Origin of the sequence: Ruoffia sp. FAM 26254, from assembly GCF_045528545.1 — a bacterium.
Classification (GTDB): Bacteria; Bacillota; Bacilli; order Lactobacillales; family Aerococcaceae; genus Ruoffia; species Ruoffia halotolerans.
Genome location: NZ_JBGQQY010000035.1, coordinates 1 through 21,497, shown reverse-complemented (window position 1 = coordinate 21,497; position 21,497 = coordinate 1). Strand labels below are relative to the sequence as shown.

The following is a 21,497-nucleotide window of genomic DNA, read 5'->3' as shown; positions in this document are numbered from 1 at the left end:
CATACCAACCCGGAAAGTCGAACTGGGAACAGTAAATATTCGACTTCTGCGCTTCATAACGAGCGTTGATAATTTCCAGGAGTAATGTGGATTCTTCACTTGTGAGCTCATATAAGAGCCATTCATCAAGGATGAGAAGATCAACTTTGATAAGCTTTTTCATTAATTTGGTATAACTACCATCAGCTTGGTGTGTCGCAATTTTAAACTCCTCTAATAGATTAGGCAAGCGAGTATAACGAACGGTGTAAAATTGCCTGCAGGCCTGAACGCCGAAAGCGGTAGCTAACCATGTCTTTCCAGCTCCCGATACACCTTTAAAGATGATATTGCGACCGTCTAAGATATAATCTCCAGCTGACAACTTCATGAGTAATTCTCTGTCTAGTTTACGATCTGCATCATATTGGATACCCTCTATAGCGGCTTTCACGGTGAATTGTGCTTGTTTTAGTAATCGATTCAATTTATTGCTTTTACGTACGGAATCTTCTTGATCAATCATGATTCCCAATAATTCATCAAAAGTAAGATCCTTGTATGCTGGGTTTGACAGTAAGGTTTCATAAGCTTCTGCCATACCTGAGAGTCTAAGCTGTTTTAGTTTATCATAATTTTGTTGATTCATTTATTTCTACCTCCATAATATGATGCCCCTCTAGTAAAACCATATTTTTCCTTCATCTTTCTAGATTTTGGTTCTGTTAATTTTTCTTCATCCTGTTTTTTATTTGATTGAATAATGGTTTGCACACTTTTGACCGTCGGTCGATTGGTAGCTTTTAATACATCTTTACAGGCTTGTTCGATTTCATAATTGGTATATTTTCTTTCCAACTTCTTTAAAGTGAAGATTGCGTTGAGGGCTTGCTTTTCAACTTCATAAGTCTCAAGTAAAAAATTTACAATCGTTAGAGTGGAATCACCTATACTTGCTGCCCATTTTAATCCCTCTTCAGGCGTTTGTTCGATATACAATCGATGATTCTGAGGCATATGTTCTTTTAAGGTAGAGAACTGTCCGTATTTTCCATATAATGTTTGATGAGAAGCTGCTCTTATGTGATTAAAATAGATTTCAATTGTACTGTCTGAAATTTTCACATCTACTTCCTTACCTATTAGTTCATAAGGGACAGAATAAAACATACTGTGAATAGAGATATGGTAGTCTGGACGTACTTTAGCGGTACGCCATTCAGACATTCGATAAGGAGTGGCTGGGAGAGGAGAAAGTGCGAATTTCTCTTCTTCTAAAAAGGCAGACCATCTGGAACCATTTCGGTTCTGGAAGGGTCTGTTATTTAAATAGTCTAACTTTTTCCAGATTTCATCGTTCAATTCTTCGATTGAGAAAAACTTCATGTTCCTTAAACCTTGAATAATCCATGTGGACACAATATTTACTGAACCCTCTACACTCGCCTTATCTTTAGGGGAACGAACGCGTGCGGGTAAAATAACTGTGTTATAGTGGTCAGCCATCTCTGCATAAGTCTTATTTAAGATAAGTTCTTTACTCGTATGTTTAGTAACGCCTGTCTTCAAATTATCAGGCACAAGGATTTGTGGTGTTCCTTCAAAAAATTCGAAGGTATGCTGATGAAGTCGAATCCAAGACGGTAAATCCATGCGATAAGAACCTTCTACGTAAAACATTTGAGAACAAGGTAAAGTAGCGATAAATATATACACCTTTCTATTTTCACCCGTATCAGGATCAATAACTGACAACGTCTGACCTGCCCAATCAACCTCCAATATTTCTCCAGGTTTTCGGCGAATGCGCATCGTTGCCTTATATTTCATCGCATAATTGTGATAATGTTCAGCGAAAGTTCGATAAGCATAAGGTATTTTCCCTACACTCTTTGCTTCTCGTACATATTCATCATGCAATAAAGTCAAAGTAACATTAGGTCTTGCTAATTCTTTATGGACATATTCGAAGTCCATGACATGCCGCCCGCTATTCTCCTGTTTCTTTTCAGGGTAAAGGAAATCTTCCAGCCATGGATCAGTGATTCCTTCATCCAACGGGATGATGATACCTCTCTTTTCTGCAAGTTTAATCACCTCCGTTACTTTTTGCCGTGAGTGCTGTGTAATCGTAGCTATACTTCTAAGCGATACGCCTTCACTATGTAATTCCAAAATCTTTCGATAAGGGAACATACAAAAACCTCCTATATATCTTATTGTCACGCTCACCTTTCTAAAAGATGTAAACGTGCTCAATAAGTATACAGGAGGATATATAAGTTTTGGTAAATTCTTCCGCAAAGAGTGGTAAAACTGTCCGCAATCACTGGTAAAAAGAACCGCAGGATTGGTACAAATTAAATGCAATAATCACTCAAATTGAGGACTGGCTATTGGAAGAATATCCGGATCTTCAGGTCGGCTCAAGCACGGTACGGTCGTATATCAAATATCTGAGAGATCAGTATGCGATCCCTAAACGTAAAAAAATCCGGCAATATGAAGCCATTCCCGAAGTAGAGATGGGTGCGCAAATCCAAGTGGATTGGGGTCAAACGAAGCAAAAGAGAAGAAGCAAAGAAAAAATCTAGCTGTATTTTATCTCTTTTGTTTTATCGCATAGCCGCTACAAATATCTTGAATGGTTGGACCGGCCCTTTACAACACAAGATACCATTCGTTCGCATGAAAATGCCTTTCGTCACTTGGGCGGAATGCCTGAAGAAATGGTTTATGACCAAGACAATTTAATCGCGGTCAGCGAGAACGCCGGAGACCTTTTACTCACCCAAGTCTTTCAAGCATATCAACAAGCCTTAGGTTTTGATGTTTACTTGTGCCGCGGGTCAGATCCCGAAACAAAAGGAAAAATTGAACGTGTCGTCGGTTATGTAAAGGCTAACTTCGCAAAGAATCGGGTCTATGATGGACTTGATGACTGGAATGAGAAATCTCGTTCCTGGCTGGAACGCACAGGAAATCATAAAGTACACGGCACAACGAAAAAGAGACCAGATTCAGTGTTCCTTCTGGAAAAAGCACACTTGAAACCAGTCTCTTCAATCAAACACAAAGATATATCTTTCAGAAATAGTATAACAGCTACCGTAAATAAAGACAATACGATTCGCTTTAGAGGGAACCGCTATTCAGTACCGCTTGGTACCTATACAACCGTCGCTTCAAATCAAGTCTATCTTCAAGAAGACGGCCAAGAATTGGTTATTCTACATAAGATTACTGGTGATGAGATTGCGCGGCACACCCTTTCTTTAGAAAAAGGTAAATTGATAAAAAATCGCAACCACGGTCGTGATCGGGAAAAAACACTGCAAAAATACCGCACAGCCATGATTGACCTATTCGAAAAAGAAGAGGCAGCCATTCTCTTTATTGATAAAATAACGGAAAAGTATAAACGGTATGTACGCGATCAGTTTATGGTCTTGGAAAAGAGCATTCAAACATACCCCCAAGAACGGGATGCGGCACTCGCATATTGTATTGAAAATGAACTATGGAGCGCCAATGATTTTAGAGACGTCGCTGCTTATTTAAACCAGCACAAGCCGAGAGATATTCCAAGAGGAATCGAATCAATCTCTTCGACTGCTTCATCAGGTATTCAAGTATCCACACGCTCAATCAGTGAGTATGTCAAAATTTTGGGCGGTGAAGTGAATGAGTAATGGCTTGGAAGATTTACAGCAGGCCTTTAAACAGCTGCGATTATCTGAGGTTTCGCTTGAGCTTCCTGCATTCATGCGAGAGGCTGAGCAAAAATCTTGGACTTATTATGAACTGTTAAACCATCTCTTGAAATACGAACTAACAAAGCGAGAAGAGAAAAACAAAGCCCGTCGCTTAAAATGGGCGAAATTCCCTTATCAAAAGACGCTTGAGGACTATGATTTAAGTGAGCAGACAAGCCTCAGTGAGCGGCAAATGCGCCAGCTGATGGAAATGAATTGGTTAGAGCAGCAATACAACCTCATTCTTCTTGGACCGCCCGGTGTCGGCAAGACGCATTTAGCGGTCGGCGTTGGATTAGAAGCGATCGAGCAAGGGTATCAAGTCATGTTTCTCCCGATGGGAGAACTGACAACGATTCTGAAAACAAGTGACTATACACGGAAATCACAGATTGCATTAAATCGGATTAAAAAATCTGACTTAGTGATCATCGATGACTTGATGTATATGGCTATGGATCCAATGGAGGCAAACCAGTTCTTTCAGCTGGTTGACTACTTATATGAATGAATATTGCCACCAAATAGTTCCAGCTCTGCCTTTTTTAGACCCAACATTGCCTTAAATAGACCCAGCTCTGCCATTAGAGACCCACTATATCGATAACCTCTTGTATACTATTATTTAAGTACCTTAAACGGTATGAATATAATAATACAGGAGGTTATTTGTAGTGGAATATCGAAAAATTTTGGAACACTACTTCAATGGTATGTCCCAAAAACGATTCAAGTTGTAGTCAATAGTTCACGTAATACAATTCGTGAAATTGTTAATCGAGCTAAAATGAGAGCGTTATCAGAGTTGTCAGATGAGATGACGGATCAATGGCTCGAGGAATTTCTATTTCCTGAGAAATTGCCGGAGTCAAAAGGTTATATGACAGAGGATTGGGAGTATGTCCATAAAGAGCTCGGCAAAAAACATATGACATTAAGCTTATTACATAAAGAATATTGTCAAAAGGCAGAGGCTCAACAAAGCATTCCTTATGCTTATAGAACCTATTGCCGGCATTTGAGTACGGCGATGGGTTTCGTCCAATAGTGCGGAACTTTCGTCCGGTAAATGCGGAGTAATCGTCCACTGAGTGCGGAAAGTATCGTCCATCCTATTAATTTATCGAAGAAGCCATAAAATCAAAAGAACAGAACACATCATGAGCTCTGTTCTTGATCTTAAACAAGATAATAGTTTATTTGTATTCTCTCAAAGTTTGTTTAAATAACTCAATGGCCAAATTATCTATCCCGTCAGCCGAAGGCTATCCTTCGTCGTCTAAGTAATAAGGTAGTAGTAATGAGGATAGATGTAAGCCAATGTCTTCTAAAAGGTATACCGCAAGTAAAAAAACAATTCGAGTTTTAATTTCAATCGGAATCATTTCGTGCTTTCCAGACCATGGCGCTCCCGCATAGATACTTCGCCATCGACTAAGATTTGGTGAGAATTGTGCTTGATGCGATCCAGAATCGCGTCAGCTAACTGAGTATGTTTAATCTTCTCATGCCAACCTTCAGGTGAAAATTGTGAACAGAATATGGTAGAAGTTTGTTTTAATCGTGCTTCAATAATCTCAAATACATGGACACTATCTTCTAAAGATAAATCCATCAGTAGCCATTCATCAATGATAAGTAGTTCAATTTTCGTATACTTTTTAATCAGCTTACGATAAGAACCATCAGCCTCATATTTCGCTAAAGCTAACTCGTCAATTAATTCTGGGAGACGAATGTATTTTACTTTTCTAAATTGACGACAGGCTTGAATACCGAAGGCATTGGCGATCCAGGTTTTTCCATTTCCAGAAGCACCCATTAAGATAATATTTTGGTGATTTTCAATATATCCTCCTTGCGCGAGTTTAGAAATAAGGTTTTTATCGAGGTGGCGATCTGGATAGTATTCGATCCCTTCAATAGAGGCATTTGGCTCACTAAATGTTGCTTGTTGAATTAAACGATCTAATTTATTCGATTTACGACGGGCAGATTCAGCGTCTACTAATAACTCAAATCGTTCCTCGAATCCTAAGGATTGGATAGATTCATCGCTTGTCTGTTGTTCATATAAGTCCGCCATTCCGCTTAATCGCATAGCTTTTAACTTTTCAAGTGTTTGTTCATTTCTCATTTATTTTTTCCTCCAAAATAGGCTACACCGCGGACAAATCCATATTTGCTATCCGTTTGCTCCTCCATAATTGATGCTTTCGAATCAGTATTTAAAGCTTTCTTGCGTTTCTTTGCACGACTGAGAATGGATTTTAGTAATGAGTTTGTGGGCTCTTTTGCGACAGACATCAATGTGTGGCAGCCAGCTTCTAACTCTTCTAACGAAGATTTAGAGGCTATATTTCTTAATGTAGCGAGTAATTTCAGGGCTTTCTTTTCAACGTTATTGGAAAGAATATAATCGACATAGTCGTAAGTGCTTGGGCCAATATCCTCTGCCCATAATAAATTTTCTTTGGGAGTATGAGTTAAATAACGACGGTGATTATCAGGCATATGATCGATATTTGAAGAGTATTGACCAATGTCGCCTCGAAGTCGTTTATGAGATGCAATTCGATGTTCATTGAAGTACACTTCTATTAGGTTATCAGTTATTCTTACTTCTACTTCGTCATTGACATATTCATAAGGTACGGAATAAAACATACGCTCCACCTGAATATGGTAATCTAATTGGACTTTAGATATCCGCCATTGAGACTGTGTAAAGCGCGGGTGACGAAGGGAACCTAAGAACGGAAGTTCTTCTTCCTGAAAGACTGTAGACCTTGAACCAGGTCTTTTTTGAAAAGCTTCTTGATTCAATACTTGCGTCTTTTCAGAAATTGCCTGGTTCAATTCTTTTAAACTAAAGAACGTTTCATTTCGCAAGGCGGCGATGACTTGACGGCTGATAAAACCAACATTTCCTTCAACCGACGCTTTATCCTTTGGAGCTCTTACACGTGCGGGGACAATAGTGAATCGGTAATAATCACTTAATTGTCGATACCCTTCATTTAAGAGAGGCTCTGAATAATCCGTTTTAGTCACACCAGTTTTTAGATTATCCGAAACAACTGTTTCAGGTACTCCTTGAAAAAACTCTAAGGCATGTATATGAGCTGTTAACCAATTATCTGTTTTCATGTCATAAAAACCCTCGACATAACTATATTGGCTAAATGGCCAGGTGGCTACGAAAATATATACTTTGAGTTCCTCTCCATTCTCACTATTTTTAACGGATAATGTACTGCCAGCCCAATCGACTTCAAGGATTTCACCAGGTTTGCGATGAATAGGCATGGTTAATTTATATTTCTTACCATATTGTCCATATTTCTCGCAAAACGTTCTATAAGCATAAGGTACCTTGTTCTGCATTCTTGCTTCGTGTTCATACTCTTTATGCAAAAGTTTGAGTGTGACATTCTTTTTTAGCAGTTCCTTATGAATATAAGCCCATTCGGGATCGAAATACCCACGTTGATTAGCACTTTTCTCAGGGAATAGGTAATCTTCCAACCAAAAATTGGTCATTTCCCCAGTAAGTTTTTCTAAGCCTTTGGCTTTAGCTTGTTTCACCACCTCTCTAATTTTGTCTCTTGAATGCCCAGTGCTAGAAGAGATCGTACGTTGAGAAATCCCTTGTAGGTGCATTTCAAGAATTTTATGATAATTGATCATAAAAATAACCTCCTGTAACTTATTTGTATGAAAACACATACATAAAATAAGTATACAGAAGGTTTGTTGAATTGGACGATTATTTTCGCACTCTATGGACTTTTTCTCCGCATTCAATGGACGAAAGTTCCGCACTAATGGACGATTCCTAGTGCCGTATTCATTGTGAATAAACACTCATATATAATCTCCTTCATTTATTTCAGATTTGAATTCATTATTTTAATTATATTGTTAATGGTAAAATTGCTTTTGTTAGATAATATTAATTATAATTGTCAGTTTGATTCTATTAATATTACTGTCATTGATTCGAGTATTTATATTTTTAAAGCATAGTTGTTATGAAAATTATTTAATATGTAGTATATAGTATTTTTGAGTGGTAGATACTCTTTTTACCAAGACATAGATTTGCTATAATAACATATAGTGAATTAAGAATTTATTTAAGGAGTAATGAATGAATATAACAGTTGTAGGTTTAGGATATGTAGGACTATCTAATGCAGTCTTACTAGCACAACATAATAACGTAAGAGCACTTGAGATTGTTGAGAGTAAGGTTGATTTGATTAACCAAGGTCTCTCTCCAATCAAGGACAAAGAGATTGAGGAATTCTTAGCTAAGGGTAATCTTCAATTAGAAGCAACTTCAGACAAAGACTATGCTTATGGCCATCAACCTCAATACGTGGTTGTCGCTGCACCAACTGATTATGATGATATCAATGATCAGTTCAATACGGCTATCTTAGAGGGTGCTTTAGAAGATGCCTTGGAATATGCACCTGAAGCGACGATTATTATTAAGTCGACAATTCCTGTAGGCTATACTAAGCGTATTAATAAGAAGTATGGGACAGATAGAATCATCTTCTCTCCTGAGTTTTTACGTGAAGGGAAAGCTTTATATGATAACTTGCACCCATCACGTATTATTGTGGGGGAAGTATCCGACCGTGCCCAGAATTTCGCTGATTTAATGCTTGAAGGGGCTGAAGAAGATGATGTTGAAGTTCTATTAATGCCTTCAACGGAGGCTGAAGCAGTTAAGTTATTCTCTAATACATATCTTGCTTTACGAGTGTCTTATTTCAATGAATTAGACACGTATGCTGAGTCTAAAGGGTTAGATACTAACTCAATTATTGACGGAGTTAGTCTAGATCCACGTATTGGAGACTATTACAATAACCCTTCTTTTGGTTACGGTGGTTATTGCTTACCAAAAGATACAAAGCAAATGCTAGCTAACTATAAGGATGTACCAAACAATTTAATTCGTGCGATTGTAGATTCTAACGTAACACGTAAAGAGTTCATTTCGAGCCAAATATTGAAACAGGAGCCAAAAGTTGTCGGTATCCATCGTTTAACAATGAAGACAGAATCTGATAATTTTCGACAAGCAGCGATTTTTGACATTATGAAGCAAATTCGTGCTGAAGGTGTTGAAGTGGTTATTTACGAGCCAACAATCAAAGAAGAAACCTTTGAAGGATATAAGGTTGTTAAGGATTTGGAAATATTCAAGTCAATAACGAGCAGTATTTTAGCGAACCGTATATCCGAAGATATTCAAGATGTGAGCCATAAGATTTATACACGTGATGTATATAATAATAATTAGATTTATTTGTAATATTAATTTATGGGGCTTCATTTTTTGTGAAGTTCCTTTATTTTATAGTTATTAAGAAGGAGAATGATTATGTCAAAAGTACGTAAGGCAGTGATCCCAGCTGCTGGATTGGGAACACGTTTTTTACCTGCAACAAAAGCGATTGCGAAGGAGATGCTTCCAATTGTAGATAAACCAACGATTCAATTTATTGTGGAGGAAGCCATTGCTTCAGGGATTGAAGATATTATTGTAATTACTGGTAAAGGCAAACGTCCAATCGAAGATCATTTTGATGCGAATTTTGAATTAGAGTATAATTTGCAAGAAACCGGTAAGGATGAATTGCTTGCCTTAGTGGAAGAAACAACGGAGATTCGATTGCATTTTATACGTCAGAAACGCCCTAAGGGCTTAGGGGATGCAGTCTATCAAGCACGTTCATTCGTTGGTAATGAGCCATTTGTGGTCATGTTAGGGGATGATATCATGGTTGATGATGTCCCTTTAACCAAGCAATTGATTGATAATTACGACAAGATGAAAGCATCAACGTTAGCGGTCATACCAATACCCCATGAAGAAACGTCTAAGTACGGTGTGATTGATCCGACATCTGAAGTAGAAGAGGGAATCTATGCGGTTAAGAGCTTTGTTGAAAAGCCTGAGCCTGAAGATGCACCAAGTAACCTTGCCATCATTGGTCGTTACTTATTGAAGCCAGAAATATTTAATATTCTTGAAACGCAAGCACCAGGGCGAGGTGGTGAAGTACAATTGACAGATGCGATTGATACTTTAAATCAGACGCAACGTGTCTTTGCCTTAGAGTTCAAAGGGAAACGTTATGATGTAGGAAATAAATTAGGGATGTTAGAGGCAAATATCGAGTATGGGCTACAACATCCGGAACTGAAGGATGGATTGAAGGATTATTTGATGAGTGTTGTGGAACGCTTTTAATTACAGTAGAATGTTCGTTAGTGTTGGTGAAGGAGATCCTTTCATTAACCCTTTTTTATTATTTCTATGTAAGTAACATATAATATATGTAAGTTATTTATATTGTGTATATCGTTCATAGGGCGGAGTTATTTTGTTATAATGAGGTAAGTCTTAGATAGTAAATAAATTGGGGTTAGGTGAATTGATAATGAAGAAAGTTCTAATTACAGGAAGAAATAGTTATATAGGGAATAGGCTTGCTGCATGGTTAGCTCTCTGGCCAGAAAAGTATCAAGTTGATAAGGTATCCTTGCAAACTGATAAGTGGCAAGATATCGACTGGAGTGGTTATGATTCAATTATCCATGTGGCGGGGATAGCACATAATTCATCAAATAAGTCATTAGAAAATTTGTATTATTCAGTCAATCGTGATCTAACTGTGCAAGTGGCCAGCAAGGCTAAAAAAGAGGGTGTAAGGCATTTTGTTTATATGAGTAGTATGATTGTCTTTGGGACTGATCAAGCTGCTATTAGACAAGATACAGTGCCTCAGCCAGATAATTTCTATGGGGATAGTAAGTTGCAAGCTGAGCGCGAGTTAGAGCGATTGGAATCCGAGGATTTTCGAGTGGCTTATGTTCGTCCGCCAATGATTTATGGGCATGAATCGAAAGGGAATTATCCTAGACTTTCTAAGTTAGCTAAAGTTACACCACTTTTCCCTGATTATGATAATAGACGTAGTATGTTACATGTAGATAACTTATCAGAGTTTCTAAGGTTAGTTATTGATAACCAGGACCGAGGTTATTACCATCCTCAAAATGTAGATTATGTCACAACAACGGATCTTGTTAAAGAAATTGCGAAGATATCCAATCATCGTATAGGTGTGACCAAGTTGTTTAATCCGTTGATTAAAAGCATGATGGGCATCAATGTCGTTAATAAAGTTTTTGGTGACTTGTATTACGAACAAGCAATGAGTGAGTATCATACAAATTATAATGTCAGAGGTTTTAGTGAGTCTGTGCGAGAGACGGAGTTGAGTTAGTAGAGTATTTTTTGAGGGAGAGTGGTATCTTAATCCTCCTTTTTTTGTATTCACTTCTGAAGAAATTTTGTTATTTTATGGTTCTACGATTTATGATATCAGTGAGATTAACTCACCAACATCATAAATTGAAGAACTCTATTTGATTTTCATAAATTTTATTTCATAATCGTGAGATATGACTTGTAATTATATTTCAAATGTTTATAATAAATTAAAGAAAGCGCTTCACTAATTTGGCGTGTAATTATAGTTAATCAGAAAGGAATGAAAGTGTATGGAGAGAAAAGGAAGTATGTCGGGTGTTTTGAAGGCGTTAGGGGTGTTTATGTTAGGTTTGTCACTTCTAATTACTAGCTTGCCAGTAGTGCAGGCTGAAGATGATTTCAAGTTTGGTCTAGAAATGTTGTTGTCTGATCACAAAGATTTACTTGAAGGGAAGCGAGTGGGGCTTGTAACGAATCCTACCGGAGTTGACCAGGATTTAAATACAACTGTTGATTTGTTATTTGAAGATTCTGATATTAAATTAACCGCTTTATATGGTCCAGAACATGGGGTTCGTGGGAATGCTGAAGCGGGGGAGTATGTTGAGTTTTATACGGATCCAGAAACAGAATTACCAGTATATAGTTTATACGGGGAGACACGTAAACCAAGTCAAGAGATGTTAAAAGATGTGGATCTACTCGTCTTTGATATTCAAGATGCGGGGGTAACTTATTATACTTACGTTTGGACGTTGTATAATATTATGGAAGCAGCCTCTGAAGAAGGGAAGCAAGTGGTCGTACTTGACCGTCCGAACCCGTTAGGTGGAGATTTAGTTGCAGGTCCAGTAGTTGTTGAAGAAGAACATTCTTCTTTTGTTGGCTTGAAGGATTTAGCGTTAGTTCACGGGATGACTTTTGGAGAGTTAGCACAGTATTTTAATGGGGAATTTGATTTGGGTGTTGACCTAGAAGTGGTTGAAATGCAAGGTTATGACCGAAGTGAATCTTATGCTGAACTAGATATTCCATTCGTAATGCCATCACCCAATATGCCAACAACCGATAGTATAGATGTTTACCCAATTACCGGATTATTTGAGACATTCGTGAATGTTTCCGAAGGTCGAGGCACAACAAAACCATTCCAATTGGTTGGCTCGGACTTTGTGAATGGTAAGGAATACGCCCAAGCATTGAATGACCTTAACTTAAGTGGTGTTAAATTCAGAGCAGCTGCCTTTACTCCCGCTCCTGGACAAAAGCTTGAAGGGAAGCTCGCTGAGGGGGTCGAAGTTTATGTGACAGACCGTGAAGAATATGATCCACTTTATACGGGTCTATCAATGATTCACGTGTTGAATAATCTATACCCAGATGAGATTGAGTGGCGTGAAGATCAATGGCTAGCTAAATTAACTGGTAAGTCGTCTATTGAAGAGGACTTGAAAGCAGGCCAGCCAGTGGAAGAAATCATCGCAAAATGGGACGAAAAATTACTATCATTTAAATCAACTCGTGAAGAATATCTTATCTACCCAAGTGGTGAAGAATAGACTATATGTGAGCACCTCCTTAGAAATTAATCTAGGGAGGTGTTTTTTACGTAAGGATGCTTTTACTCAAAGGAAGTCGCACTAGGCATAAAATAGATATTTTAGAAAAATAATGGTATCAAATTATAGTTAATTTGTTTGGTGTAAAGGAATTCTACATAGTTCATGATTATAGCGACTAGATAGCCCCAGTTGTTTGGACTTTAGCTCTACCAAGTGCGGAGAAAAGCTATTTCTAATCAGAAGGTGCTCCACCATTACTGGAAGAGATAGGGCGACTTACTTGATATTCTTTTAGCATAATTCTGCCTCAAATAATGTTTAATAACTATATAATTCCAACTATTTGTTAGAAGACATAATAATGAAATAGATAGAAATGATTTCTTATTAATGTAAAATAAGGGGCTTTTATTGAATATTACGTAGTAGCTTGCACTACCATAATGAAATGTCAGCTTGGGGTGGATGATTGAATTGGTCAAGCTGATGTTAGTCTAAATATGGGACATGTTAAATTGGGAGTTTAATGTATACTAAACATAAACCAATTGAACGGATGGAGTGTAAGACAATGAGAAAACGATATGATAAAGAATTTAAAATACACGCAGCAAAGTTAGCCGTCCAAACTGGAAAAGCTGCCACACAAGTAGCTAGAGAATTAGATGTAGCCGAACAAACGCTTCACAACTGTGTCAAAAAATATAAAGAAAGTGAAGACGGTTCAAACTTTATCGGCAGTGGGAACAGCGCACCAGAAGACAAAGCAGTGAAAGACCTTCAAAAGAAATTGCGTGATCTTGAAGAGGAAAACGCAATTTTAAAAAAGGCTATGGGTATCTTCGACAAAGACCAGAAGTAATTTATGACTTCATAGAATAGCACCGACACGAGTTTCGTATTATGAAGAGTTAACCCGCCAAATAAAAGAGTTTTATATTAATTCACGCCCTATTTATGGCAGTCTTAAAATTATGAAAAATTAAATCAAAAAAGAATAAATGTTTCTCAGAAAACAGTAACCCGAATTATGAAAGCGGAGGGAATTCGCTCAAAAAAGGTCAAGAAATATAAAGCGATAACGAATTCCAAACATTCCTTTCCGATTTATCCAAATTTACTGAATCAAAAATTTCAAGTGGACACTCCTGGAAAGGTTTGGGTCGGAGATATTACGTATATCCGCACGAATGAAGGCTGGCTATATTTAGCGACCATTATGGATTTATATTCGCGAAGAATACTAGGTTGGCATATGAGCCATCGAATGACAAAAGAGCTAGTCATCGTTGCGCTAAAGCGAGCGATTGGTAGACAAAAACCAACAGAAGGACTGATTCATCATTCAGATCGTACCAGCCAGTATGCGTCACATGAATACCGAGGAATTCTGCGTGAACACAACATGATTACGAGCATGAGCCGCAAAGGAAACTGTTACGATAAGGCCAGCAAGCGAAGCGCGTTAGCTTCAAATTAAATATTTTGGAATATCTCAATTTAATTTGTCCAATTTCTTAACATAGTATCAGTTCTCTCTTCCCAGTTGATTGTCATCTAATATCAATGATAATTTTTGATTATCCCTTGACTCATATAAAAAATATTTATATAATGAATTTGAAGAGTGCATAACAATATGAACGGCAATCGTATGATAGTCTATGAAGGTTTTTTCAATACTAATTAATCAAAAGGGAGGAGGCTGTAGTATTCTTAAATGTTTTTTTTTTGACTATCTGTCATTGAAAAGTCTCGAATTTGATTCGAGTATTTTTTTAAAGTAACTTGTAAACCATTGAACTATCCTCTAGAGTGGCATTCAGTTAATCAAAATAATTTATAAAGGAGTAAAACATATGAAGTTTATTAATAAATCAAGTCTTATCTTTATAGTATTATTATTAATGCTAGCCGTGTTGATGTCAGTAATACCTTCTCAATCTGTCGATGCTAAAGTGTTTGAAGGGATTGGACAAGGAAAGCATGGGGATGTAAAAGTAGAAGTGACGGTTGAAGATGAAAAGATTCAATCGATTGAGGTGCTTGATAGTCAGGAGAATGAAGTGCTCGCTGAACCGGTGTATCAATCACTAAGTGACGCCATTATTGAGAATAATTCTGTAGAAGTGGATGTTGTATCAGGATCAACAGCGACAAGTGAAGGATTTTTACAAGCTGTGCAAGATGCGATCGAAAAGTCAGGTATCTCACTTACTACAATAGAAAAAGGTAATACTGAAGAGTCGAGAGAAATTGAAGAAGAAACTTATGATATTGTCATTATTGGAGCTGGTGGTGCAGGACTAAGTGCATCTATTGAAGCAGCTGAAGCTGGGAAGTCAGTCTTGTTACTAGAAAAAATGCCTGCAGTAGGAGGTAATACTCTTATTAGTGGGGGCGAAATGAATGCACCGGGTAATTGGGTTCAAGAGAAATTAGGTATTTCTGAAAAGGATAGTGTTGAATTATATTATCAGGATACATTTGAAGGTGGGAATGAAAAGGGAGACCCTGAAATTATTCAAGTTTTAGCTGAAAATGCTTTAGCTTCTGCGGAGTGGCTGAAAGACCATGTAGGGGTAGAATTTTATGAAGATCAGCTTTTCCAATTCGGAGGACACAGTGTTGAGCGTGCATTAATTCCTCTTGGGCACACTGGTCAGGAGTTAGTAATAAAATTAAAGAATAAGGCTGATGAGGTAGGTGTGGCTACTTATCTTGATACTAAAGCTACAAAACTGATCCAAGACGAAAATAATAAAGTCGTTGGTGTTGAAGCAACTCATAATAATGGAACGGATTATAAATTCCATGCTAATGATGGTGTAATTATAACAAGTGGAGGTTTTGGTGCGAATGTTGAAATGCGTGAAGAAGCCAATTCTGAATATGGCGAGGAATATTTAAGTACAGTTTCAGTCGGATCAACCGGGGATGGGTTAACAATGGCAGAAGAAGTTGGAGCTGCTCTAACCAATATGGAAAATATTCAAACATACCCGGTCTCTAACCCTGAAACAGGTATGATTTCATTACTCGCTGATACTCGATTTGATGGAGCTATTCTTATAAATCAGGAAGGTCAACGGTTTGTTGAAGAATTAGAACGTAGAGATGTGATTTCTAAAGCTATCTTAGATCAAACCGGTTCTTACGCCTACCAATTATGGAATGATGAGCTAGACCAAATTTCTCAATCTAAAGAGCTTCATGAGGCAGAATACAATGAGTTGTTAGAGTCAGAACTACTTGTTGTAGGTGATTCAATTGAAGAAGTAGCAGAACATTTTGATATTGATTCAGAAGCGCTTAAACAGACCGTAGAAAAGGTAAATCAATATGCTGAGGATGGCAAAGATCCAGATTTCAATCATCGTTCAGGACTTCACTCGTTAGAAAAGGGTAAATATTATCTGATGAAATGTAAACCGTCTGTACATCATACAATGGGTGGAGTAGTTATTAATACACAAGCTCAAGTATTAGATACAGAGGGGAATGTCATCGAAGGGCTTTATGCTGCAGGTGAAGCAACAGGCGTTGTGCATGGTGAGAATCGCTTAGGTGGCAATGCTATCTCAGATGTAATTACTTTCGGGCGTATTGCTGGGCAAGAAATTGCGAAATAATTGAAGTAGAAATATAAAAGAGAAATAACAATTGAAAGCAGGGAATCCGTTACTGATAGTAACGGATTTCCTGCTTATTTATTATTTAATTACTATATAAAATTTTGTTCATTAGCTAATTACAGAAATCTAACCCCATTTTCTACAATACTTATAAACTGGTCTGATTTCATGCATCAACAAAATTCCCTTTGCTTATTCCTCCTAAAAAGTTATTATTAATTACAAATATCTTTTTGAAAGTAAGTGTTTATATGCAGTATAGAGATATAAGTATTGAGCAGTTTGATGTTAGTCTAAATATGGGATATGTTAAATTGGGAGTTTAATGTATACTAAACATAAACCAATTGAACGGATGGAGTGTAAGACAACGAGAAAACAATATGATAAAGAATTTAAAATACACACAGCAAAGTTAGCCTTCCAAACTGGAAAAGCTGTCGTGCAAGTAGCTAGAGAATTAGATGTAGCCAAACAAACGCTTCACAATTGGGTCAAAAAAATAAAAAGAAAGTGAAGACGGTTCAAACTTTATCGGCTGTGAGAACAGCGCGCCAGAAGACAAAGCAGTGAAGGACCTTCAAAAGAAATTGCGTGATCTTGAAGAGGAAAACGCAATTTTAAAAAAGGGTATGGACATCTTCGCCAAAGACCAGAAGTAATTTATGACTTCATAGAACAGCACCAACACGGGTTTAGTGTTGTGAAGATTTGCCAAGTTTTAGGTGTTTCCAAAAGTGGCTATCAGCATTGGCGTAAGCGTGAAGAAAGTAACTAACAACTGTGCTGTGAAGAGTTAACCCGCGAGATTAAGAAATTTGAACATAATTATGATATGTTGTCTAATTCTCAAAAATATGCTCTAGGGATGTCAATTAATTTATTAATATCATCTATTCAGCTATTAATTAACCCTTTATTGGGCTTACAATCCAATGTGCCACCAGAGTATTTTAGAAAGTTTGTCTTACTTGAGGAAGCGAATAATTTTGGAGGCTTAAGTATAGATGAGATATATAGTCATCAAGACTTAATCATTTACTTAGCGAATCTTCTCTATGATATTAATCTCTACGAGCAAGATGTAAAAGTCTTCTGGAAGAATCTGATAAGTAATAAAGAAAATCAGGAGAATTTTAATATTAGTAAAAGTATTGATGGTAATAAGTTGATGGCTGTTGTAACCTCTCTTATTACATCGGCGAAGATTGAAAATAGTCAAAAAGACTAAAAATAGTTAAGGCTTATTGCCGTTTAATTTGTTATAATAAATTGACTGTTATTACAAGTTAAACACGATAAACTAATTATTGGAGGTAGCGATATGGATGATAAAAAGTTGACGGAAGAAGAAAAAGTTTTGAAAGATGAGTCAACTGTTGGGGATAACAAGGAACGAAGTAATTCTTCACCAAAGTGGTTGAATGCATTTAAGTCGTTGAATCTTTTTTCTCTTACTGCATTAGTGATTGGTGTACTTGTTCTTCTATTGGGTATAGGAGTTTATGCTATAACAAGTGGTGATGAAGAAGAAGGCCCAACTATTGATAGTAATTTAATACAACATCAGATTGAAACGGTATCAGAGTTGACTACGACTAAATATCATTACACTAATGCTGGCGCATTCGAGGACCAGAACACATTTTACGGTTGGAACGTTCCTTTCACTAAGAAGAATTTTATCTTAACGTATTCAGGTATTATCCATGCTGGGATTGACATGGAAGCTGTGAATGTTGATGTGAGAGATGCAGAAATTTACATTGATATCCCGGATTCTCAAATTCTGTCTCATGAACTAGATGAAGTATCTATCAAAGTGTTGGACGAAGAGAACTCAATCTTCAACCCAATTAAGATTGAAGACTATCAAGCCTTCGCTATTGAGCAAGAGAAAGTGGTTGAAGAACAAGCCACTGCTAACGGCCTATTAGAAGAAGCTAACAAACAAGCCCAACAAGCGATTATGACAGTCTTGAAAATTAACCCAGAGATTGAGGATGGAAATTACACAATCGTTTTCCAATAGATATTAAAAATACAACCAGTTTTCTACAGTAATGTAGGAAGCTGGTTTTTGTTTTTCCTAAAAACACCCATCATTGTCATAATATTAAAGCGGAGTATAATAACTAGTTATAGAACGAAGGGAGGAGAATTACGATGAAAAAAATTAATCAATACTTTCATGGTGGTTGTGATTTTAATCAGCGTCATCTTCCCTACCGCAATCAGTGCAAAAGTCACAGAAGAGATCTTAGGCTACAAAATACTCGCCGAGAGTCAGAACAAAAGCGAGCTTATTACTGTCAAGGATTTCAGTGTGATTGATGGCGATACGACTGATTTTATCTTGGATCGAGCAGAGGAACCATCTATAAAAGCACGATTCTTGCTCATTGATGCGTCAGAGATGCAGAATAAACCTTACGCAAAAGAGGCGAAGAATAGGGTGCGCGACTTGCTCAAAGAGGCTGTCCTCATACAAATCGAGTATGAAGGGCAACCAAAGATAAGTATCAAAGGGATCTAGTCCATATCTGGGTTGATGGCATCTTGCTTCAAAAGATTCTTGTCACTGAGGCTTAGCTATCGCTCGCTATATCAATGGCTACCTCCCTAACAGTAAGTATGTCCAAGCAATCTACCAAGCCCAAGACTACGCTGCTAAGAATAAGTTGAAATTATGGAGTACGGGTGATTCAGAATACCTGTCGAAAGCAGAAGGATTAAGTGTTCCTTATGAAGGTGAAGGAGCTAGTGGTAATAGTAGTTCGGCTGGTTTTGTGGGGGATGACGCTAGTGTGAGTGAAGATGTATATTTTCGTTTGTCAATTTAAGCTAGAAATAATTTAACCCAGACACATTCTCAAGAAAGACCTCCAACGGGGTCTTATAATTTAAAGACTTTCTAGGAATCTTATTCCTACGAATGGCGACCGAAGAAATAAACGCTTGGTTCACTTCATTGAAGTACATTTGTTTAGGTAATCCATCTTTACGCAAGAGCCCATTCGAATGTTCGTTGAGGCCACGTTGAGAGGGACAGCCCGGATCTGCAAAGAAAACAGAAATATCCTGTTGATTGCTTAAACTTTTCCAGTTGGAAAATTCCTTGCCACAGTCAAACGTTATCGACTTAAAAAGATTCTTGGGTAGCTGTTTAAACCAGTTGGTCAAGGTGACCTCGATGTCTTCGGCCTTCCGGCCGGGTGTCTTTAAAGCAATGATTAACTTAGACGCTCTTTCCGCAAAGGTGATCACGGCACTCTTATGGTTTTTACCGATGATGGTATCACCATCTAAATGACCAAATTCTTTGTGGTAAGAAGGATAATCTTATTTATTGATGAATTTAATATTGACCTCAAGTCAAGTCATCGCAGAGCGCCTAGGGGAAGAGAAAAAGAGATAGTAAAATCCTGGCTCAACAAACAGGTGCAAAACACTGAAGTGTAGCCGATTTCCCGCATTTCACACAATGACCTAATGTTGACCCTTAGAAAAGTGATTTAATAACTTTTCTAAGAGTTTTTACTCGAGGCTCTATTTAGCGAGGAACAGAGTCTCGTGAAGCACAACGAGACGTTATTAAACTCGACAATATTAAGTCGCCAGCTGTGATGGCATAGATTCATCCACTTACAGGGCAATCACAAGTTTAATATTTTTGTGAATTCTAGTCATAAACTTTCGCCAAGCCTTGACCTATGTCAAGAACAATAGGATTAGTATGCGCTATAATGGGGGTATCAAATAAGTAAAGGAGAATGTGGGATGACGGATTATCAACAACTTTATGAGACAAGTGCAGTGAATACGGGTGGTCGTGATGGTGTGAGTTACTTAGCGGACGGGACGTATGAGGTGAAGATTACGACACCTAAAAATATGGGTGGTTCGGGTGAAGGTCAGAATCCTGAGCAGTTATTCGCCTTAGGTTACGGTGCGTGTTTCCACGGAGCTTTAGAATTGGTGAAGGGTAAGCATAAGGTTAAGAATGCGTCGCAAGTTCTTCATACAGTACGTCTTTACAAGAAGCAGGATGCGGCGGATTTTAAGTTAGAAGTTGAGATTCAAGTGGGAATTCAAGACTTTGATCGCGAAGAGACGCAGAAGTTTGCGGATGAGGCACATACTGTATGCCCTTATTCTAAGGCTGTTGCTGGGAATATCGATGTCTTCGTTAAAGCTGTAGATTATGATGCGAGCCAAGAAAAATAATTAGTATTAGATTAAATGAGCCAGGGCGAATATGTTCTGGCTTTTTTTATTTTTATGCAAAAAAGAGTAAAAGTCGGTAGCTTTGCCTTATAATGAGAGGAGATAAATCATTAGTGAGAGGATGAGTATATGGATTTTTCCAATTATCATTATTGTATAAGCACGATTCCCCTGTTCCAAACATTGACACGTGATCAGATTGAGAAGATTCAAGCTCAGATTCAAGTTAAAAAGTTTAAGGCAGGGCAATATTTATACCAAGCGGGTGATGATTCAGATACGTTGTATCTACTTCAGAAGGGTCTTGTGCAAATATATCGCTTATCTGCGTCGGGAAAGGAGCAGTATATTCGTCAATTAGAAGCGGGCGACTTCATTGGAGAATCCGGATTGTTCAGCCACCGGCAAATAAACCGCTATGTCAAGGCGGAGGAGCCAACAACGGTCTGCAGTATTCAGCGCGATGTCTTCAAAGATGTCTTGCTTCAAAATCCAGAGATTGCTATAGAATTACTGGAAGAGTTATCCAACCGCCTGAACGAATCCGAACAGCAAACCACTTGGATAACTTCAGAAAGCACGTCCCACCGCCTAGCGGCTTACTTGTTAGAAGCATACAACCAACAAGAAAGCTTATCAATTGAGATCCCTTCAACCAAAAAACAACTCGCATCCTTCCTAGGAATGTCTCCAGAAAGCTTCAGCAGAAGTTTGACGAAGTTGACCAAGGCAGGGATAGTCCGCCAACCCAAACCGAATGTGATTGAGATATTGGAATTGGGGAGGTTGGAGGAGTGATGGGGGAACTACGATATATGATTTGAAGTTATCGAAAAATGGAGTATAAAGTTCTTTTCAATTATTATTTGCTAGCTAAGATTAAATACACCGTAGATTGTAAAATTAAGCTAGATAAATAAAAAAGTCATTTATGATACACTCAAACTATACTTCCACCACGAAGAATAGGAGTGATCATAAATGACCTACTCCCATCTTACCACGGATGAATTAGTAATGATAGAATCTTATTATC

Annotated in this window: 19 protein-coding genes and 3 pseudogenes; 17 read left to right on the top strand and 5 right to left on the bottom strand. The window is 37.7% G+C overall.

Annotation, left to right across the window (positions count from 1 at the left end):
• Both ACEN3Z_RS08570 and istA (ACEN3Z_RS08565) read right to left on the bottom strand, forming a co-directional pair.
• Positions 1-628, bottom strand: a 628-nt coding sequence (locus ACEN3Z_RS08570) for an ATP-binding protein (RefSeq protein WP_407090534.1), incomplete at its 3' end; no start/stop codon positions are given.
• Positions 625-2,175: an IS21 family transposase gene (istA, locus tag ACEN3Z_RS08565; RefSeq protein WP_407090533.1), complete on the bottom strand. Its 1,551-nt coding sequence runs from the start codon at positions 2,173-2,175 to the stop codon at positions 625-627. The genes istA (ACEN3Z_RS08565) and ACEN3Z_RS08570, both read right to left, overlap by 4 nt.
• 182 nt (positions 2,176-2,357) lie before the next feature.
• On the opposite strand from istA (ACEN3Z_RS08565), the pseudogene ACEN3Z_RS08560 reads away from it, so the two are divergent.
• The 3 genes and pseudogenes from ACEN3Z_RS08560 to ACEN3Z_RS08550 all read left to right on the top strand — a co-directional run.
• Positions 2,358-3,671: pseudogene (locus tag ACEN3Z_RS08560) on the top strand (transposase); the annotation flags it as partial.
• Positions 3,664-4,245, top strand: coding sequence for an ATP-binding protein (locus ACEN3Z_RS08555; protein ID WP_407090532.1), 582 nt, complete (start codon positions 3,664-3,666; stop codon positions 4,243-4,245). The pseudogene ACEN3Z_RS08560 and the gene ACEN3Z_RS08555, both read left to right, overlap by 8 nt.
• Positions 4,246-4,377: 132 nt before the next feature.
• Entirely contained in the window at positions 4,378-4,782 is a 405-nt protein-coding gene (locus tag ACEN3Z_RS08550; protein WP_407090531.1) for a transposase, read from the top strand.
• Between the two features lie 333 nt (positions 4,783-5,115).
• On the opposite strand, the gene istB is transcribed toward ACEN3Z_RS08550, so the two are convergent.
• Both istB and istA (ACEN3Z_RS08540) read right to left on the bottom strand, forming a co-directional pair.
• The gene (gene istB / locus ACEN3Z_RS08545; RefSeq protein ID WP_407090530.1) at positions 5,116-5,871 is read right to left on the bottom strand and encodes an IS21-like element helper ATPase IstB; all 756 of its coding nucleotides are present in this window, start codon (positions 5,869-5,871) and stop codon (positions 5,116-5,118) included.
• A complete protein-coding gene (gene istA, locus ACEN3Z_RS08540) occupies positions 5,868-7,424 on the bottom strand; it encodes an IS21 family transposase (protein WP_407090529.1) in 1,557 nt (518 codons plus the stop codon). Before istA (ACEN3Z_RS08540) ends, istB begins: the two co-directional genes overlap by 4 nt.
• A 463-nt stretch (positions 7,425-7,887) precedes the next feature.
• Here istA (ACEN3Z_RS08540) and ACEN3Z_RS08535 point away from each other — a divergent pair, with 463 nt between their 5' ends.
• From ACEN3Z_RS08535 to ACEN3Z_RS08480, 12 genes and pseudogenes are all read left to right on the top strand, one after another.
• Positions 7,888-9,057 carry a nucleotide sugar dehydrogenase gene (locus ACEN3Z_RS08535; protein WP_407090528.1) on the top strand — a complete coding sequence of 390 codons (1,170 nt, stop codon included), beginning with the start codon at positions 7,888-7,890 and terminating at the stop codon, positions 9,055-9,057.
• Between the two features lie 81 nt (positions 9,058-9,138).
• A complete protein-coding gene (galU, locus tag ACEN3Z_RS08530; RefSeq protein ID WP_407090527.1) occupies positions 9,139-10,011 on the top strand; it encodes a UTP--glucose-1-phosphate uridylyltransferase GalU in 873 nt (290 codons plus the stop codon).
• A gap of 190 nt (positions 10,012-10,201) precedes the next feature.
• Complete coding sequence (locus ACEN3Z_RS08525) at positions 10,202-11,050, top strand: NAD-dependent epimerase/dehydratase family protein (RefSeq protein WP_407090526.1); 849 nt, start codon at positions 10,202-10,204, stop codon at positions 11,048-11,050.
• 277 nt (positions 11,051-11,327) lie between these two features.
• Entirely contained in the window at positions 11,328-12,596 is a 1,269-nt protein-coding gene (locus ACEN3Z_RS08520) for an exo-beta-N-acetylmuramidase NamZ domain-containing protein (protein ID WP_407090525.1), read from the top strand.
• Between the two features lie 559 nt (positions 12,597-13,155).
• On the top strand, positions 13,156-13,461 hold the full coding sequence (locus ACEN3Z_RS08515) for a transposase (RefSeq protein WP_407090524.1): 306 nt from the start codon (positions 13,156-13,158) through the stop codon (positions 13,459-13,461).
• A gap of 126 nt (positions 13,462-13,587) precedes the next feature.
• Positions 13,588-14,079: pseudogene (locus tag ACEN3Z_RS08510) on the top strand (IS3 family transposase); the annotation flags it as partial.
• A gap of 379 nt (positions 14,080-14,458) precedes the next feature.
• Positions 14,459-16,231, top strand: coding sequence for a flavocytochrome c (locus ACEN3Z_RS08505; protein ID WP_407090523.1), 1,773 nt, complete (start codon positions 14,459-14,461; stop codon positions 16,229-16,231).
• Between the two features lie 358 nt (positions 16,232-16,589).
• On the top strand, positions 16,590-16,751 hold the full coding sequence (locus ACEN3Z_RS08500; RefSeq protein ID WP_407090522.1) for a transposase: 162 nt from the start codon (positions 16,590-16,592) through the stop codon (positions 16,749-16,751).
• Between the two features lie 318 nt (positions 16,752-17,069).
• Complete coding sequence (locus tag ACEN3Z_RS08495; RefSeq protein WP_407090521.1) at positions 17,070-17,465, top strand: hypothetical protein; 396 nt, start codon at positions 17,070-17,072, stop codon at positions 17,463-17,465.
• A gap of 93 nt (positions 17,466-17,558) precedes the next feature.
• A complete protein-coding gene (locus tag ACEN3Z_RS08490; RefSeq protein ID WP_407090520.1) occupies positions 17,559-18,266 on the top strand; it encodes a DUF4230 domain-containing protein in 708 nt (235 codons plus the stop codon).
• 159 nt (positions 18,267-18,425) lie between these two features.
• Entirely contained in the window at positions 18,426-18,770 is a 345-nt protein-coding gene (locus ACEN3Z_RS08485; protein ID WP_407090519.1) for a hypothetical protein, read from the top strand.
• Positions 18,771-18,915: 145 nt separating this feature from the next.
• Positions 18,916-19,077 carry a hypothetical protein gene (locus tag ACEN3Z_RS08480; RefSeq protein ID WP_407090518.1) on the top strand — a complete coding sequence of 54 codons (162 nt, stop codon included), beginning with the start codon at positions 18,916-18,918 and terminating at the stop codon, positions 19,075-19,077.
• Position 19,078: 1 nt separating this feature from the next.
• Here the strand turns inward: ACEN3Z_RS08480 and ACEN3Z_RS08475 are convergent.
• Positions 19,079-19,564: pseudogene (locus ACEN3Z_RS08475) on the bottom strand (IS30 family transposase); the annotation flags it as partial.
• 450 nt (positions 19,565-20,014) lie between these two features.
• On the opposite strand from ACEN3Z_RS08475, the gene ACEN3Z_RS08470 reads away from it, so the two are divergent.
• Together ACEN3Z_RS08470 and ACEN3Z_RS08465 are read left to right on the top strand one after the other, a co-directional pair.
• On the top strand, positions 20,015-20,461 hold the full coding sequence (locus tag ACEN3Z_RS08470; protein WP_407090517.1) for an organic hydroperoxide resistance protein: 447 nt from the start codon (positions 20,015-20,017) through the stop codon (positions 20,459-20,461).
• Between the two features lie 129 nt (positions 20,462-20,590).
• Positions 20,591-21,259 (top strand): Crp/Fnr family transcriptional regulator, encoded by a 669-nt coding sequence (locus tag ACEN3Z_RS08465; protein WP_138405376.1) that lies wholly within the window; start codon positions 20,591-20,593, stop codon positions 21,257-21,259.
• Positions 21,260-21,497: the final 238 nt, after the last annotated feature.